Here is a 14,936-nt window from a genome sequence, read left to right as displayed (position 1 = left end):
TGTCACTCCACTTTGCCTGTCGCGTAAACCCCGGGGCGCCGATGATCGGGGTTTCCATAAACACATGAGCCAGCCCTAGGGCTGGCTCAGTGCACTGCATCACTTCAGCAACGATTATTCGTCTTCGCTGCCTTCTGCCGCCTCTTCCAGCTCAGGCTGGGCCGGCTTAACGGCCTCTTCATAGGAGACCTTCTTCTCAGTCACCTTGGCCTTCTGCAGGACAGTATCCACGACTTGCTCTTCCAGCACAACAGACTGGATCTCGGCCAGCTGCTGCTCGTTCTGCATGTACCAGTTGATCACCTGCTGCGGCTCCTGGTAGGCAGAGGCCAGCTCTTCCACCATGGCGCGGACGCGGTCCTCGTCAGGCTTGATCTCGTTCTGCTTGACGATCTCGGCGACGATCAGACCCAGGGTCACGCGACGCCTGGCCTGGTCCTCGAACAGCTCGGCCGGCAGCTGGCTGGGATCGAAGTTGGCACCGCCGAACTGCTGAACGGCCTGCTGACGCAGACGATCGATCTCGCTGCTGATCAGCGCCTTGGGCACTTCGACTTCGTTGGTCTTGAGCAGACCGTCCATTACCTGGGTCTTGGTCTTGCCCTTGATGGCCTGACGCAGCTCACGCTCCATGTTCTTGCGAACTTCGGCGCGGAAACCTTCCAAACCACCCTCTTCCACGCCGAAACGGGCGAAGAACTCGTCGTTCAGCTCGGGCAGCCTGGCCTCGGCGACTTCGTGGACCATGATTTCGAACTCGGCGGCCTTGCCGGCCAGATCCAGGTTCTGATAATCCTCGGGGAAGGTCACGCTGACAGTGCGGCTTTCACCGGCCTTGGCACCGACCAGACCGTCTTCGAAACCGGGGATCATGCGACCGGAACCCAGCACCAGCTTGGTATTGCTGGCGGTACCGCCGGCGAAGGCTTCACCATCAATACGACCGGTGAAGTCGATGGTCAGCTGATCGTCATTGGCAGCTTCGCGCTCCACGGCTTCGTAGCTGGTGTGCTGCTTGCGCAGGATTTCCAGCATGTTGTCCAGGTCGGCGTCGGTCACTTCGGACTCGATGCGCTCAACGGAGATCTGGGCGAAGTCGCCCAGGGTCACTTCCGGGTAAACCTCGAAAGTGGCGATGTATTCGAAGTCCTTGCCTTCACTCAGCTCCTTCGGCTCCACGCTCGGCGCGCCGGCGGGGTTCAGTTTTTCCTGAACGATGGCTTCATAGAAGGAAGACTGGATGACTTCACCGATGACTTCCTGACGTGCGGATGCACCGAAGCGCTTGCGAATGACGCTCATCGGCACCTTGCCCGGACGGAAACCATCAATGCGCGCACGACGAGCAGTCTGCTGCAGGCGCTTGTTGACTTCGTTTTCGATGCGCTCGGCAGGAATGCCGACAGTCATGCGGCGCTCAAGACCGGAGATGGTTTCAACCGAAACTTGCATGTAGAGCCCTCGTTGAACAGACAGAGTATGTGAGTGATCAAATAAAAGGCGAACATTCTAGAGGCTGATGACCTCTCCCCGCAAGCCGGATTACCCCCTATCAGCCGCCACCTCGCTTTTTCCTTGAATCTTTCCCCTGCGCGCAGCTCGAAACAGATAGCCACCGCACAGGATACGACCATGCAGACACTGACCCAGTACCAAGCCGATAAGACCGACATCCGCGCGCTGTACCAGAGTCTGCTGCACGCGCCCACGCACCACCTCAGCGAGGCGCGGCACTTCCTGCGCAGCCAGCTGCAGCTGACCGCCCCGCATCTGGCCGACCTGCCGGAAAGTCCCGCCAGGCTCGAGGCCCATATTCTGATGAACAACGCCCGCACCGCCCGGGCCTACCGGGAATACATCAAGGCCCGCCGCCAGGGCCAGCCCCGGCGCTTCTTCACCAATCGCGCCCATGCACTGTATTTCCTGCGCAACGTTGCCCCTACCAAGCTGGTCGATGGCGCCTGGCTGTACGGCGTGCTGCAACAGTGGCACGACCCGCGCATGCATGACCTGGTGCGCACCTATCTGGAGGAGCTGGGCGATGGCGAGCCGGATCAGAACCATGTCCTCATCTATCGCGACCTCATCGCCCGCAAGGACATCCAGGACCTGGAATCCCTGCCGGACGACCGTTTCCTCCAGGGCACGCTGCAGCTGGCTCTGGGGCAGCTTGCCGGCGAATTCCTGCCGGAAATCATCGGCTTCAATCTCGGCTACGAGCAACTTCCCCTGCACCTGCTGATCAGCACCTACGAGCTCACCGAGCTGGGTATCGATGCCCATTACTTCCGCCTGCATATCACCATCGACAACGCCTCCACAGGCCATGCACGACGGGCAGCCCGAGCGGTACTGGATAACCTCCCCAGCGAAGGGCAGCAGGCGTTCTGGCGCCGTGTACGTCAGGGCTATCAGCTCAACGAGCTGGGCGCCTCCTCCACCAGCGTGATCACCGAGTTCAACCTGGACCGGGAGCTTTGCCGCGTGCTGGAAGACAAGGCGCGGGTAGCGCGGCACATGCACTCGGACTTCTGTCGCATCGACGGCAGCACCATCAATGAATGGCTCGACAGCAGCGGTCAGATCGCCGCCCTGCTGGATGCGCTGCAACAGAAAGGCTGGATCAAACGCCATCAGGACCCGGCCAATAGCCGTTTCTGGCGGCTGATCCAGAGCAATCGCGCGCCGATGTTCGGCGTCTTCAGTGATTATGAACTGCAGCTGCTGCACGACTGGATAGCCGGCGAATGGCTGGAAGAACAGCAATTGCGCATCACCGGCCGCCGCGGCTCACCCTCTCAGCAGGATCCGCTGGTGGAGGCCAGCCACAGGAACGAGGAAGTAGCACTGCAGAAAACCCTGGCGACCCTCCCCGAAGAAGAGCGCACCCGACACCTCATCGAGCTCATGGCCCCGGCCCGGCATTTCACCCCTCAGGGCCTGGCTGCCACCCGTCTGTTCAGCCGGCGGCTGAGCTAGAGCCAGCGCAGGGTCGCGGCGGCAAGCAGCAGGTAGCGCCCACCCTTGGCCAGGGTCACCAGCAGCAGGAAGCGCCACAGCGGCTCGCGCATGACCCCGGCAACCAGGGTCAGCGGGTCGCCAACAAGGGGCATCCAGCTCAGCAGCAGGGACCAGTAGCCATAGCGCTGATAGGCTCCGCGCGCCCGCTCAAGCTGCGGCGCAGACACCGGAAACCACCGCCTGCCCTGCCAGCGCAGCAGATAGCGCCCCAGCCACCAGTTCACCAGCGAGCCGAGGACATTGCCCGCCGTGGCGACCACCAGCAGGGCAAGCACGCTGGCCGGACCCGCCACCAGCAGACTGACAAGCACCAGCTCCGACTGCAGCGGCAGCAGAGTCGCAGCGACCAGAGCGGAGAGAAATAAAAGGAAATAGCCGGACAGCGACCACATCTCAGGCAATCCCGGGAGAGTCTGTTGGAGACGGGGCAACTGGAAAAAAATCGAATCAGATGGTGCGGACGGAGAGACTCGAACTCTCACACCTCGCGGCGCCAGAACCTAAATCTGGTGTGTCTACCAATTCCACCACGTCCGCCAATCTGGTGCAGATACAAAAACGCCAGGCAGTGCCTGGCGTTTTCGCTGAAAATGGGGTGGACGATGGGGATCGAACCCACGACACCAGGAGCCACAATCCTGTGCTCTACCAACTGAGCTACGCCCACCATTACAGCTTGCTTACACTATCACAACCTCAGCACAACTTCGAAGACCTGACCATGCATGCTGGCACGCCCGGCAGGATTCGAACCTGCGACCACCCGCTTAGAAGGCGGGTGCTCTATCCAGCTGAGCTACGGGCGCCGTATGCACATATTCAATCCCGAAGGCCTGAAATGCTGGAGCCTTATCGCCTTCCAAACCGACTTCGTTGTGTTTGTGAAGCGGGGCGAATAATACTCAGCCCCCACCCTGCCGTCAACGCCCGAATCACTTTTTTTTCAAATATTTGAGTAGCTTAAGCATCCGGCGCCCCATGGTCTTTTGCCAAGGCCCCGTCGCATGCGACAATCAGCGAATTCCACGCACTTCCCAGGAACGTCATGAAAGCCCAATTGATCGATGGCAAGAAGATTGCCGCCAATCTCCGGCGTGAAATCGCCGACAAGGTAAACCAGCGCAAGCAGAAAGGGCTGCGCATCCCGGGTCTGGCCGTCATTCTGGTCGGCAACGATCCCGCTTCCGAAGTCTACGTATCCCACAAGCGCAAGGACTGTGAAGAGGTCGGTTTCATCTCCCTCTCCCATGATCTGCCCGCCGACACCACTCAGGAAGAGCTGCTGGCGCTGATCGATCGGCTCAACGATGACCCGACCGTGGACGGCATCCTGGTACAGCTGCCGTTGCCCGCCCACCTGGACTCCTCCCAGCTGCTCGAGCGCATTCGCCCGGACAAGGACGTGGACGGCTTTCACCCCTATAACATCGGACGCCTGGCCCAGCGGGTGCCCCTGCTGCGCCCCTGCACGCCCCTGGGCATCATCCGTCTGCTCAAGAGCACCGGCGTCAGCCCCTACGGACTGAACGCCACCGTGGTCGGCGCCTCCAACATCGTCGGCCGCCCCATGGCCCTCGAGCTGCTGCTGGCCGGCTGCACCACCACAGTCGCACACCGCTTCACCCGTGATCTGGAAGAGCACGTACGCCGCTCGGATCTGGTGGTGGTCGCCGTGGGCAAGCCTGGCCTGGTCAAGGGCGAGTGGATCAAGCCCGGAGCCATCGTCATCGACGTGGGCATCAACCGCATGGAAGACGGACGCTTGCAGGGCGACGTGGACTTCGAAAGCGCGGCGGAACGGGCCGCATGGATCACCCCGGTCCCCGGTGGCGTCGGCCCCATGACCCGGGCCTGCCTGCTGGAGAATACCCTCATCGCCTGCGAGAAACTGCACGACTGAGGATGAATGAAAGAGTGCAGCCGGCATCAGCCGGCTGCCTTTGCAGGGTCAGAGACTGGCGGTCGCGCCACCATCCACCGGCAGATTGATCCCATTGATATAAGCCGCCGCAGGCGAGGCAAGAAAGCCCACCGCATTGGCGAACTCCTCCGGCTCGGCAAAGCGCCGGATCGGCAGCTCCAGCATCATCTCCTTCTCGATCTCCTCCTCGCTCCGGCCAGCCACCTGGGCGCGATGCCTCATCAGGCTTTCCAGCCGTGCCGTGCGGGTCAGACCGGGCAGCACGTTATTCACCGTAATACCGTCGGCCGCCAGCTCCCGTGACAGGGTCTTGGCCCAGTTGGCCATGGCTGCACGAATGCTGTTGGATACTCCAAGATTGGCAATCGGCGTCTTCACCGAGGTGGACAATACATTGATGATGCGCCCGTAACCCAGCTCGCGCATGCCCGGCAACAGCAGCTGCAGTATCACCTGACTGCCCGGCAGGTGCTGGCTGAATGCGTGGACGAATTCCTGAGGCGACGCCAGATGGGCCGGCCCCGGCGCCGGGCCGCCGGTATTGTTGACCCAGACGGAAATCGGGCCGCCATCGGCAAGACAGGCCTGCAGCTCGGTCGACAGATGCGGCAGGTCCCCCGAGTCGGCCTTGATGAAGCTGTGCTTCTGGCCCTCGGTGGTCGGCAACTGCCTGATCAGTTCGGCGAGCTTGTCTTCATTGCGGGCCAGGGCTATGACCTCCGCCCCCTGTCTCGCCAACTGCCAGGCACAGGCAGCGCCCAGGCCCTGGCTGGCTCCGCCGATCAGTGCACGTTTATCTGCGAGATTCAGATTCATCGTTGACTCCAGTCAATGTAGGTTCGGGTGAGTCCGGGTCTGATAATCATAGCGCTTTCATTCGACAGCAAGATAACGACTGCCATACTTACCGCTACGCTTGATGGTCTGCCACACAACCCCAGTGCGGCGGTGCTCGTCCAAGGAGAACGATGATGACAGATAAGCCAAAACTGACAACCGTAGCCGGCGCACCGGTCAGTGATAACCAGGACTCGGCCACCGCTGGCAAGCGCGGGCCAATGCTGCTGCAGGACGTGTGGTTCCTGGAGAAGCTCGCCCATTTCGACCGCGAGGTGATTCCCGAGCGCCGCATGCACGCCAAGGGCTCGGGCGCCTTCGGCGAGTTCGTCGTCACCCATGACATCACCCGGTACACCAAGGCCGCGCTATTCTCCCGGATAGGCAAGCGCACTCCCCTGTTCGCCCGCTTCTCCACCGTCGCCGGTGAGCGGGGTGCGGCGGACGCGGAGCGCGACATCCGCGGTTTTGCTCTGAAGTTCTACACCGAGCAGGGCAACTGGGACATGGTCGGCAACAACACGCCGGTGTTCTTCTTCCGCGACCCGCTGAAGTTTCCCGACCTGAACCACGCTGTCAAGCGCGACCCGCGCACCAACATGCGCAGCGCCAACAACAACTGGGATTTCTGGACCAGTCTGCCGGAAGCCCTGCACCAGGTCACCATAGTGATGAGCGACCGCGGCATTCCGGACGGCTACCGTCACATGCATGGCTTCGGCTCCCACACCTACAGCTTCATCAGTGCCGATAACCGGCGCTACTGGGTCAAATTCCACTTCAAGACCCAACAGGGCATCAGGAACCTCACCGACGAGCAGGCCGCCGCCATCGTCGCCAACGACCGGGAAAGCTCCCAGCGCGACCTCTACGAAGCCATCGAACGCAAGGACTTCCCCCGCTGGACCATGTACGTACAGATCATGCCGGAGGCAGAGGCGGCCACCTACCGTTTCCACCCCTTCGATCTGACCAAGGTCTGGTCGAAGAAGGACTACCCGCTGATCGAGGTCGGCTACTTCGAACTCAATCGCAATCCGGATAACTACTTCCAGGACGTGGAGCAGGCCGCCTTCACTCCGGCCAACGTGGTCCCCGGCATCAGCTTCTCGCCTGACCGCATGCTGCAGGGCCGGCTGTTCTCCTACGGGGACGCACAGCGCTACCGCCTCGGTGTGAACCACCATCAGATCCCGGTGAACGCACCGCGCTGCCCAATACACAGCTTCCATCGTGACGGCCAGATGCGGGTCGACGGCAATCAGGGCAGCCGCCTGCATTACGAGCCCAACAGCTACGGCGAGTGGCAGGAGCAGCCGGACTTCAGCGAGCCGCCGCTGGCCCTGGAAGGCGCGGCCGACCGCTATGACTTCCGCGCCGATGACAGCGACTACTTCACCCAGCCCGGCGACCTGTTCCGCCTGCTGCCCGCCGACGAGCAGGAGCGTCTGTTTGCCAATACCGCGCGGGCCATGCAGGGCGCGGAACGCCACATCATGATCCGCCACGCCCGCCACTGCGCACTGGCAGACCCGGCCTACGGCGCCGGGATCGCTCGCGCCCTGGGGCTGACCGAGGCAGAACTGAAGAGCTGAACGGGGCAATTAAAAAAGCCCCGCCGGGTCTCCCTGGCGGGGCTTTTTCGCTGGCGCGACCTCAGATGGTATCCGCCGGTACCCGTACCCAGCCTTCCATCAGAATCCGCGCACTGCGACTCATGATCGCCTTGGTCACGGTCCACTCGCCGTTGACCTGACGCGCCTCCGCGCCAACCCGCAGGGTGCCGGAGGGATGCCCGAAACGCACCGACTGGCGCTCCCCGCCACCGGCGGCCAGGTTGACCAGGGTGCCCGGTACCGCCGCCGCGGTACCGATGGCCACCGCACAAGTGCCCATCATCGCGTGGTGCAGCTTGCCCATGGACAGCGCCCGCACCAGCAGATCCACCTCGCCTGCGCTGATCTGCTTGCCGCTGGAAGCCCGGTAGTCCTTCGGCGGCGCGACAAAGGCGATCTTCGGCGTGTGCTGACGCTTGAGCGCCTCCTCCGGCGTCTTGATCAGCCCCATGCGCAGGGCACCTGCCACCCGGATCTGCTCGAAGCGCGCCAGCGCCTCGGGATTGCCGTTGATATCCTCGCGCAGCTCGGTACCCTGGTAGCCGATATCCTCGGCATTGACGAACACGGTGGGAATGCCCGCCGCAATCATGGTCGCCTTCAGCGTTCCTATTCCCGGCACCTCCAGATCGTCCACCAGATTGCCGGTGGGGAACATGGCACCGCCCTCTTCCCCGTCATCCGACGGGTCCATGAACTCGAGCACTATCTCCGCTGCCGGGAAGGTCACCCCATCCAGCTCGAAGTCGCCCAGCTCCTGTACCTGTCCGTCAGTCACCGGCACATGGGCAATGATGGTCTTCTGGATATTGGCCTGCCAGATACGCACGGTACAGGTGCCGTTCTCCGGGATACGCGCCGGATCCACCAGCCCCGCATGAATGGCGAAGGCACCGGCCGCGGTGGAGAGGTTGCCGCAGTTGCCGCTCCAGTCGACAAAGGGGCTGTCGATGGACACCTGGCCGTAGAGATAGTCCACATCGTGCTCCGGCTGAGTGCTTCTGGACAGGATCACGCACTTGCTGGTACTCGAGGTCGCCCCCCCCATGCCATCGATATGCGCTGCATAGGGGTCGGGACTGCCGATCACCCGCATGAACAGCCGGTCCCGGGCCTCGCCAGGCACCTGACAGGACGCGGGCAGGTCCTGCAGACGGAAGAACACACCCTTGCTGGTACCGCCACGCATGTAGGTGGCGGGAATTCTGATCTGTGTGGCTTTGGTCATCATGTGCTCCTGGGCGGTGTGGGTGCTGGCTCTGCCCCCTCTCCCCAGCCCTCTCCCACCAGGGGAGAGGGAGTCGGTCCGTGCAGAGGGCATTCCCGCACCGACTGCCAGCCACGTCACCCCTCTCCCCTCCGCGGGAGAGGGGCCGGGGGAGAGGGGGAGGAAACCGAAGAACCACCCACCGCCTCAAATATCACCGCCAACACCTCTTCAGTATTGAGCAGTATCTCGTTATTCCAGAACCTCAGTACCCGAAAGCCCTGACGTCTGAGCCATTGGTCGCGCTGCACATCCCCGGCACTGGCGTTGTGCTGGCCGCCATCGGCCTCCACAATCAGCCGCGCACCGAAGTGCACGAAATCCACCACATAGCCGCCCAGCGGTTGCTGACGGCGAAATTTCTGACCCGCCAGCCGGTGGCCGCGCAGGTGTCGCCAAAGCAGCTTTTCCGCATCGGTCATGTTGCGGCGCAGCTGTCTGGCGAAGTGTTTCTGGTCCACTTTCCATTCCCCCGGATGATTCTCTGATGCTCAGCCTTCAGCGGATCAACAGCAGAAAATCATGCCCGAAGGGTAGAAAGGTGAACCCCTACCGCTGTGCACGGGAGGTGCGTCACGGTTTGAGGCCTTTCAGGACCGCTCCGCTTACACCTTCCCTTCCAGAAAGTCCTGGGCAAACCGCTGCAGCACCCCACCCGCCTCGTACACGGTCACTTCCTCATCGCTGTCCAGACGGCAGGTCACCGGCACTTCGAGCCGATCGCCGTTGCAGCGGTTGACGATCAGGGTCAGTTCGGCGCCGGGGGCGCGCTGGCCGATGACGTCGTAGGTCTCGGTGCCGTCCAGCTCCAGGGTCTTGCGGGTGGTGCCCGGCTTGAACTCCAGGGGCAGGACGCCCATGCCGATCAGGTTGGTGCGGTGGATGCGCTCGAAGCCTTCGGCGACGATGGCTTCCACGCCCGCCAGGCGCACGCCCTTGGCCGCCCAGTCACGGGAGGAGCCCTGGCCGTAGTCGGCGCCGGCGATGATGATCAGCGGCTGCTTGCGGTTCATGTAGGTTTCAATCGCTTCCCACATGCGCATGACCTTGCCGTCCGGCTCGACCCGGGCCAGCGAGCCCTGGCGTACGCTGCCGTCCTCGTTCAGCACCATCTCGTTGAACAGCTTCGGGTTGGCGAAGGTGGCTCGCTGGGCGGTCAGGTGGTCGCCACGGTGGGTGGCGTAGGAGTTGAAGTCCTCCTCCGGCAGGCCCATCTTCGCCAGGTACTCACCCGCGGCGCTGTCCCGCAGGATCGCGTTGGACGGCGACAGGTGGTCGGTGGTGATGTTGTCCGGCAGGATCGCCAGGGGGCGCATGCCCTTGAGGGTGCGTTCACCGGCCAGCGCACCTTCCCAGTACGGCGGACGGCGGATGTAGGTGGACATCGGACGCCAGTCGTACAGCGGGCTGTCCGCTTCCTTGATGGTACCCAGGTCGAACATGGGGATGTAGACCTGCTTGAACTGCTCGGGCTTGACGTGGGCGTTGACGATGGCGTCGATTTCCTCGTCGCTCGGCCACAGGTCCTTGAGGGTGATCGGCTTGCCATTCTGGTCGTGACCCAGCACATCCTGCTCGATGTCGAAGCGCACGGTACCGGCAATGGCGTAGGCCACCACCAGCGGCGGTGACGCCAGGAACGCCTGCTTGGCATAGGGGTGGATACGACCGTCGAAGTTGCGATTACCGGACAGCACGGCGGTGGCGTACAGGTCGCGGTCGATGATCTCCTGCTGGATCTTCGGATCCAGCGCGCCGGACATGCCGTTACAGGTGGTGCAGGCATAGGCGACGATGCCAAAACCCAGCTTCTCCAGTTCGGGCAGCAGGCCGGCCTCTTCCAGATACAGGCGAGCCACCTTGGAACCCGGGGCGAAGGAAGTCTTGACCCAGGGCTTGCGTACCAGCCCCAGTTCGTTGGCCTTCTTCGCCACCAGGCCGGCGGCCACCACGTTACGCGGGTTGGACGTGTTGGTGCAGCTGGTGATGGCAGCGATGATCACCGCACCGTCGGGCATCAGCCCCTTGGCTTCTTCGGCACGGGCCGCTTCCAGCAGGTCCGCACCGGCAATGCCCCGCTCCTGCAGCGCTGTGGTCGGCAGCCGGCGATGCGGGTTGGACGGACCAGCCAGATTGCGCACCACGCTGGACAAGTCGAACTCCAGCAGCCGCTCGTATTCGGCGCTGCTCAGAGCACTGCTCCACAGGCCCAGCTGCTTGGCGTACTGCTCGACCAGGGCCACCTGCTCCGGCTCGCGGCCGGTCAGCTTCAGGTAATCGATGGTCTGGCCGTCGATATAGAACATCGCCGCAGTCGCACCGTACTCCGGACACATGTTGGAGATGGTCGCGCGGTCACCGATGGACAGGCTGTCAGCGCCTTCGCCAAAGAACTCCAGATAGGCACCCACCACCCGCTGGCTACGCAGGAATTCGGTCAGGGCCAGCACGATATCGGTGGCAGTGATGCCGGGCTGACGCTTGCCGGTCAGTTTGACGCCGACGATGTCGGGCAGACGCATCATCGAGGGACGGCCGAGCATCACGGTCTCGGCTTCCAGACCGCCGACACCGATGGCGATCACACCCAGGGCGTCGACGTGCGGGGTATGGGAGTCGGTGCCCACACAGGTATCCGGGAAGGCCACGCCGTCACGGGCCTGGATCACCGGGCTCATCTTCTCCAGGTTGATCTGGTGCATGATGCCGTTACCGGCGGGGATCACGTCGACGTTCTTGAACGCGGTCTTGGTCCATTCGATGAAGTGGAAACGGTCCTCGTTGCGGCGATCCTCGATGGCGCGGTTCTTCTCGAAGGCATCCGGCTCGAACCCGGCATGCTCGACCGCCAGAGAGTGGTCGACGATCAGCTGGGTCGGCACCACGGGGTTGACCTTGGACGGGTCACCGCCCTTCTCCGCGATGGCATCGCGCAGACCGGCCAGGTCGACCAGAGCGGTCTGACCGAGAATGTCATGGCAGACGACCCGCGCCGGATACCAGGGAAAGTCCAGGTCGCGCTTGCGGTAGATCAGCTGCTCCAGCGAGGCGGTCAGCTTTTCCGGCTGGCAACGGCGCACCAGCTGCTCGGCCAGCACCCGGGAGGTATAGGGCAATTTCGCCCAGGCGCCGGGCTGGATGGCATCCACAGCGGCGGGGGCGTTGTAGTAGTCCAGGTCGGTGCCCTGGAGTTTTTCACGGTATTGGGTGTTCATGGTTTTGCCTGTGTCTGGTTACGCGTGGCTCACCCTCTCCCCAACCCTCTCCCGTCAAGGGAGAGGGGGCGGTCCGTGCAGGTGGTTGCTCCAATGCACTGACTCAAGCCCCTCTCCCCTCGCGGGAGAGGGGGTGGGGTGAGGGGGATGCCTCGAAACTTACTTACGATCCTTCAGCGGTACGAACTCCAGATCCTCCGGCCCCACATAGTTGGCGCTGGGGCGGATGATCTTGCCGTCGATGCGCTGCTCGATCACGTGAGCGGACCAGCCGGCGGTGCGGGCGATCACGAACAGGGGCGTGAACATGGCAGTGGGCACTCCCATCATGTGATAGCTGACCGCGCTGAACCAGTCGAGGTTGGGGAACATCTTCTTGATTTCCCACATCACGCTCTCCAGACGCTCGGCGATGTCATACATCTTCCGGTTGTTCTGTTCATCGGACAGCTGCAGTGCCACCTTCTTGATCACCTCGTTGCGCGGATCGGACACTGTGTAGACCGGGTGGCCGAAACCGATGACCACTTCCTTGCGCCCTACCCGCTCGCGGATGTCGGCCTCGGCCTCGTCCGGATTGTCGTAGCGTTTCTGGATCTCGAAGGCCACCTCGTTGGCACCGCCGTGCTTGGGACCACGCAGGGCGCCGATGGCGCCGGCGATGCAGGAATACATGTCCGAACCGGTACCGGCGATCACCCGGCTGGTGAAGGTCGAGGCGTTGAATTCGTGCTCGGCGTACAGGTTCAGCGAGGTGTGCATGGCGCGGACCCAGGACTCGCGGGGCTTCTCGCCGTGCAGCAGGTGCAGGAAGTGGCCGCCGATGGAGTCATCGTCGGTTTCCACATCAATGCATTTGCCGTTGTGGCTGTAGTGGTACCAGTAAAGCAGCATGGAGCCCAGCGAGGCCATCAGCTTGTCGGCGATGTCGCGGGCACCCGGATGATTGTGGTCATCCTTCTCCGGGGTCAGGCAGCCGAGCACGGAAACACCGGTCCGCATCACGTCCATCGGGTGCGCCGAAGGCGGCAGCTGTTCCAGCGCAGTCATCACCGCGGCGGGCAGGCCGCGCAGGGATTTGAGCTTGGCCTTGTAGGCGGTCAGTTCGGCCACGGTGGGCAGTTTGCCGTGGACCAGCAGGTGAGCGATTTCCTCGAACTCGCAGGTGGTGGCGATATCCAGGATGTCGTAGCCACGGTAGTGCAGATCGTTGCCGCTGCGACCCACGGTACACAGGGCGGTATTACCGGCAGCGGTGCCGCTCAGGGCGACGGACTTCTTCGGCTTGAAAGTCGGGTTGTTCGATTCGTTGGCGCTCATCGCACGTTCTCCTCTTGTGCCCGGCCGCAGGGTCGACCGGGTGTTTCTTGTTCAACGTGCCGCCTGCTGTTTCAGGCGGCGCGGGGAATCACTTCTTGCCGGCGGCGAACAGCGCGTCCAGCTTCTGCTCGAAGGCGTGATAGCCGATGCGGTCATACAGCTCGGCCCGGGTCTGCATGCTGTCGATCACGCTCTTCTGATGGCCTTCGGTGCGGATGGCGTTGTAGACATTCTCCGCCGCCTTGTTGGCCGCCCGGAAGGCCGACAGCGGGTACAGTTGAATGGCCACGCCGACGGAGGCCAGCTCCTCGCGGGTGAACAGCGGGGTGGCGCCGAACTCGGTGATGTTGGCCAGCACCGGTACGTTCAGTTCCTTGACGAAGCGCTCGTAGGTCGGCAGGTCGTAGGCGGCCTCGGCGAAGATGGCATCAGCGCCCGCCTCGACATAGCGCTTGCAGCGCTCCAGAGCCGCTTCCACACCTTCAGCCTGGATGGCATCGGTACGGGCAATAAGGAAGAAGTCGGGATCGGTCCTGGCGTCAGCGGCAGCCTTGACCCTGTCCACCATCTCCTCGGTGGAGACGATTTCCTTGCCGGGACGGTGGCCGCAACGCTTGGCACCGACCTGATCCTCGATGTGGGCTGCTGCGGCGCCGGCCTTGATCAGACTCTTGACGGTACGCTCGATATTGAAGGCGCTGGGACCGAAACCGGTATCGATGTCCACCAGCAGCGGCAGATCGCAGACGTCGGTGATCCGGCGCACGTCGATCAGCACATCCTCAAGGGTGTTGATACCCAGATCAGGCAGACCCAGCGAGCCGGCAGCCACACCGCCGCCGGACAGGTAGATGGCCTTGAAACCGGCACGCTTGGCCAGCAGCGCATGGTTGGCGTTGATGGCGCCGATCACCTGCAAGGGTTTCTCTTCTGCCAGTGCCTGACGGAAACGTTGGCCCGGGGTCTTGTTCATTGCTTGCTCCCTCCTGAGGATGTGATGGCGTCGCGCTGTTCCAGCATGCGACGCTCGATGTTGCGGCGAGATGCGCTGATATGACGGCGCATCAGCATTTCCGCGAGTTCGCCATCACGGTCGGCGATGGCTTCAACGATTCGATGGTGCTCGGCAAAGGCTTTCTGCGGGCGTTTGGGGGCCGAGGAAAACCGGTAACGGTACATGCGCACCAGGTGATAGAGATCGGCGCAGAGCATGTCGCTGAGGGTGCGATTCCTGGAGCCCTGGATGATCACGAAGTGGATATCCAGGTCGCCCTCCTGCTGATAGTAGGACTGGTTGGCCTGCAGACCGGCATGACGCTCGTGGGTCGCCAGCACCTCGCGCAGATTGACGATTTCCTCGTCGGTCATATTCTGCGCCGCCAGACGGCAGGCCATCCCCTCCAGCGCTTCGCGCACATGGTACAGCTCGATCAGCTCCTCATAGCTGAGCGACACCACGCGCACGCCGGCATGGGGCACCCGTACCACCAGCCGACGACCCTCCAGTCGACGGATCGCCTCGCGCAGCGGTCCTCGGCTGATGCCGTAGGTACTGGAAAGGAACTGCTCACTGATCCGGCTGCCCGGCGCAATCTCCCCTTCCACTATCGCTTTCTGCAGGCGCTGAAAAGCCCCATCCGACAGTGTAGCAGCAGGTGTGTGAGTATCAGATCCAGCCAATTGTATACAACCTCGGAGAAATCCGGCGCCAGAAACCGCGTATCTGAGGGAGATACTGC

General features: G+C 62.8%; 12 protein-coding genes and 3 tRNA genes. 3 read left to right on the top strand and 12 right to left on the bottom strand.

Annotation, left to right across the window (positions count from 1 at the left end):
• Nucleotides 1–114: 114 nt before the first annotated feature.
• Nucleotides 115–1,452, bottom strand: coding sequence for a trigger factor (gene tig / locus VF673_RS09830; protein ID WP_440291805.1), 1,338 nt, complete (start codon nt 1,450–1,452; stop codon nt 115–117).
• Between the two features lie 180 nt (nt 1,453–1,632).
• On the opposite strand from tig, the gene VF673_RS09825 reads away from it, so the two are divergent.
• Nucleotides 1,633–2,979, top strand: coding sequence for an iron-containing redox enzyme family protein (locus VF673_RS09825; protein ID WP_440291804.1), 1,347 nt, complete (start codon nt 1,633–1,635; stop codon nt 2,977–2,979).
• On the opposite strand, the gene VF673_RS09820 is transcribed toward VF673_RS09825, so the two are convergent.
• The 4 genes from VF673_RS09820 to VF673_RS09805 form a co-directional block, all read right to left on the bottom strand.
• Nucleotides 2,976–3,413, bottom strand: coding sequence for a YqaA family protein (locus VF673_RS09820; protein WP_440291803.1), 438 nt, complete (start codon nt 3,411–3,413; stop codon nt 2,976–2,978). The genes VF673_RS09825 and VF673_RS09820 overlap by 4 nt on opposite strands.
• 60 nt (nt 3,414–3,473) lie before the next feature.
• Nucleotides 3,474–3,558 (bottom strand) — tRNA-Leu (locus VF673_RS09815).
• A 54-nt stretch (nt 3,559–3,612) separates the two neighbouring features.
• Nucleotides 3,613–3,688: transfer RNA gene (locus VF673_RS09810), tRNA-His, on the bottom strand.
• Nucleotides 3,689–3,750: 62 nt separating this feature from the next.
• A tRNA-Arg gene (locus tag VF673_RS09805) sits at nt 3,751–3,827 on the bottom strand.
• 239 nt (nt 3,828–4,066) lie between these two features.
• On the opposite strand from VF673_RS09805, the gene folD reads away from it, so the two are divergent.
• A complete protein-coding gene (gene folD, locus VF673_RS09800; protein ID WP_440291802.1) occupies nt 4,067–4,921 on the top strand; it encodes a bifunctional methylenetetrahydrofolate dehydrogenase/methenyltetrahydrofolate cyclohydrolase FolD in 855 nt (284 codons plus the stop codon).
• A gap of 48 nt (nt 4,922–4,969) precedes the next feature.
• On the opposite strand, the gene VF673_RS09795 is transcribed toward folD, so the two are convergent.
• The gene (locus tag VF673_RS09795) at nt 4,970–5,758 is read right to left on the bottom strand and encodes an SDR family oxidoreductase (protein WP_440291801.1); all 789 of its coding nucleotides are present in this window, start codon (nt 5,756–5,758) and stop codon (nt 4,970–4,972) included.
• Between the two features lie 155 nt (nt 5,759–5,913).
• Here VF673_RS09795 and VF673_RS09790 point away from each other — a divergent pair, with 155 nt between their 5' ends.
• Nucleotides 5,914–7,374 carry a catalase gene (locus VF673_RS09790; RefSeq protein WP_440291800.1) on the top strand — a complete coding sequence of 487 codons (1,461 nt, stop codon included), beginning with the start codon at nt 5,914–5,916 and terminating at the stop codon, nt 7,372–7,374.
• Between the two features lie 61 nt (nt 7,375–7,435).
• Here the strand turns inward: VF673_RS09790 and prpF are convergent, their stop codons facing one another.
• The 6 genes from prpF to VF673_RS09760 all read right to left on the bottom strand — a co-directional run bounded on the left by prpF (nt 7,436) and on the right by VF673_RS09760 (nt 14,883).
• Nucleotides 7,436–8,623 carry a 2-methylaconitate cis-trans isomerase PrpF gene (gene prpF / locus VF673_RS09785; RefSeq protein ID WP_440291799.1) on the bottom strand — a complete coding sequence of 396 codons (1,188 nt, stop codon included), beginning with the start codon at nt 8,621–8,623 and terminating at the stop codon, nt 7,436–7,438.
• Nucleotides 8,624–8,739: 116 nt separating this feature from the next.
• The gene (locus VF673_RS09780) at nt 8,740–9,123 is read right to left on the bottom strand and encodes an endonuclease domain-containing protein (protein ID WP_440291798.1); all 384 of its coding nucleotides are present in this window, start codon (nt 9,121–9,123) and stop codon (nt 8,740–8,742) included.
• 144 nt (nt 9,124–9,267) lie between these two features.
• The gene (acnD, locus tag VF673_RS09775; protein WP_440291797.1) at nt 9,268–11,877 is read right to left on the bottom strand and encodes a Fe/S-dependent 2-methylisocitrate dehydratase AcnD; all 2,610 of its coding nucleotides are present in this window, start codon (nt 11,875–11,877) and stop codon (nt 9,268–9,270) included.
• Nucleotides 11,878–12,036: 159 nt separating this feature from the next.
• A complete protein-coding gene (gene prpC, locus VF673_RS09770) occupies nt 12,037–13,197 on the bottom strand; it encodes a bifunctional 2-methylcitrate synthase/citrate synthase (RefSeq protein ID WP_090537068.1) in 1,161 nt (386 codons plus the stop codon).
• A gap of 88 nt (nt 13,198–13,285) precedes the next feature.
• Nucleotides 13,286–14,170, bottom strand: coding sequence for a methylisocitrate lyase (prpB, locus tag VF673_RS09765; RefSeq protein ID WP_090537070.1), 885 nt, complete (start codon nt 14,168–14,170; stop codon nt 13,286–13,288).
• Entirely contained in the window at nt 14,167–14,883 is a 717-nt protein-coding gene (locus VF673_RS09760) for a GntR family transcriptional regulator (RefSeq protein WP_440291854.1), read from the bottom strand. Before VF673_RS09760 ends, prpB begins: the two co-directional genes overlap by 4 nt.
• Between the last annotated feature and the right edge of the window lie 53 nt (nt 14,884–14,936).

Origin of the sequence: Halopseudomonas sp. Lyrl_26 (assembly GCF_051948695.1) — a bacterium.
In the GTDB taxonomy this organism is placed as follows: domain Bacteria; phylum Pseudomonadota; class Gammaproteobacteria; order Pseudomonadales; family Pseudomonadaceae; genus Halopseudomonas; species Halopseudomonas formosensis.
The sequence above is the reverse complement of the archived record's forward strand: the minus strand, read 5'-3'. Positions and strand labels throughout refer to the sequence as shown.

What these genes read in the sequence shown, in the direction of transcription:
- tig (WP_440291805.1), bottom strand. Translation starts at nt 1,452, where the DNA reads ATGCAAGTTTCGGTTGAAACCATCTCCGGTCTTGAGCGCCGCATGACT.
- VF673_RS09825 (WP_440291804.1), top strand. Translation starts at nt 1,633, where the DNA reads ATGCAGACACTGACCCAGTACCAAGCCGATAAGACCGACATCCGCGCG.
- VF673_RS09820 (WP_440291803.1), bottom strand. Translation starts at nt 3,413, where the DNA reads ATGTGGTCGCTGTCCGGCTATTTCCTTTTATTTCTCTCCGCTCTGGTC.
- folD (WP_440291802.1), top strand. Translation starts at nt 4,067, where the DNA reads ATGAAAGCCCAATTGATCGATGGCAAGAAGATTGCCGCCAATCTCCGG.
- VF673_RS09795 (WP_440291801.1), bottom strand. Translation starts at nt 5,758, where the DNA reads ATGAATCTGAATCTCGCAGATAAACGTGCACTGATCGGCGGAGCCAGC.
- VF673_RS09790 (WP_440291800.1), top strand. Translation starts at nt 5,914, where the DNA reads ATGACAGATAAGCCAAAACTGACAACCGTAGCCGGCGCACCGGTCAGT.
- prpF (WP_440291799.1), bottom strand. Translation starts at nt 8,623, where the DNA reads ATGACCAAAGCCACACAGATCAGAATTCCCGCCACCTACATGCGTGGC.
- acnD (WP_440291797.1), bottom strand. Translation starts at nt 11,877, where the DNA reads ATGAACACCCAATACCGTGAAAAACTCCAGGGCACCGACCTGGACTAC.
- prpC (WP_090537068.1), bottom strand. Translation starts at nt 13,197, where the DNA reads ATGAGCGCCAACGAATCGAACAACCCGACTTTCAAGCCGAAGAAGTCC.
- prpB (WP_090537070.1), bottom strand. Translation starts at nt 14,170, where the DNA reads ATGAACAAGACCCCGGGCCAACGTTTCCGTCAGGCACTGGCAGAAGAG.